2 protein-coding genes are annotated in these 1,457 nt (G+C 42.1%); both read right to left on the reverse strand.

What is annotated here, in order from left to right; translation table 11 throughout:
* On the reverse strand, positions 1–264 hold a 264-nt coding region (locus AC1DWB_RS35060; RefSeq protein ID WP_477545685.1), incomplete at its 3' end, for an MFS transporter.
* A gap of 155 nt (positions 265–419) precedes the next feature.
* A complete protein-coding gene (locus tag AC1DWB_RS35065) occupies positions 420–1,292 on the reverse strand; it encodes a LysR family transcriptional regulator (protein WP_477545686.1) in 873 nt (290 codons plus the stop codon).
* Positions 1,293–1,457: the final 165 nt, after the last annotated feature.

Consider the following 1,457-nt stretch of genomic DNA (forward strand, 5'->3'; position numbering starts at 1 on the left):
TAATAGTGCCTTGCGTTGCATGTTGTGCATGGCAATGGTGATGATCGGGGCACCAACGGCGACTCCTAGCGCATATCCGGTGATGAGCAACCCGGCCGACGGGATGGAGACATGGAGGTTCGAAGCCACTTCTGGTAGCAACCCCATAATGATGAATTCTGTCATCCCAATGGCAAACGCCCCCAGAGTAAGCGCGTATAAAGCGATTGCCGAGCCTTTGCGTGAGGCTGAGGGAGGATGTTGGGGAATGCTATTTGCGTTCAAGCGCGTTCCCTCCTTCAGGGCGAGTAGTCTCTTGTTGCTTTCTTATTCTAGGACTAGAACTAACATAAAACAAATTATGAAATAGTGATGTATCCATAAATATATTTATAATAAGTGAGTAAATAAAAAAGCCAGCCAGAAAATCAGGCTGACCGCTACATATGTTCTTGAATGATCTTCATGATCTCTCTCATGTGAGGGAGGTGTTTATGCTTCAGTTTATAAGCGAAGAACAACTCGTTATTTACTTTTAATGGTTCAAAAATAACTTTTGAGTTGGCTTTATTCGCCGATTTCTCAAAAATGTATGTAGGGATTACGCTTAATCCCGCACCCGTTTCGATCGCTTTTAGAATCATATGTATATTAGGGATTATATGGATAGGACGAATTAGAGGGCGCTTCTTAAAGTGTTCTCTCCATATTCTACGAATAATCGGCAATTCAAGCCCGTAACTAATCCAGTCTTGAGAAGAGAGCCAGCGCTCCTGAAGTTGAAGGTCCTCTGTATCCAGTATTTCATAATGGCTAKGAGCAACTATGACGAATTGTTCATCTATTAGTTTCAAATACTCAATTCCTGGAATTTGAAACTTTTTGGATGTTATGATGAGATCTACTTTATCCTCTTGCAGAAGTTCAAGCAGTTGATCAGCGGTTCCGAAATACGAGATTGTACATGTCTTGTACTGTTGTAGTTCAGGTAGTATGTATTCCCTATAAAATTCTGGAGCGGATCCGATTTTTATTACAGACAGGGTAGGCAAGGAAGCGGATTTCAGACTCATGGTGGTTCCTTCTAATGACTCGATTAGAGGAGCCAACTGTGAATATAATTGCTTACCGCGTTCGGTTGGAACCATTTTTCTTGAAGTTCTGATGAATAAAGCTTCCCCCACCACAGCTTCTAAGGAAGCTAGGTGTTGACTCATGGCCGGTTGTGTCATAATCCGAGTTTTGGCGGCCTCAGATACCGAATTATGCTTGTATATGGCAATGAAACTTCGGTACCATTCAAAATCAACCATCTTACATTGCCCCTTTAATCTTGTGATTATCCCTCATTAGATGATACCATACCCATTGCTATATCTTTAAAAGAGCCACCTTCGCAATATGCAAGGCGGCTTTCGGTTCTCTAAACTTTGTTTAGCAGATATAGCATTCGTAAGCTCCTCAGTGGCCTCATATGG

The sequence above is a fragment of the Paenibacillus sp. P4_E11 genome, from assembly GCF_056401635.1.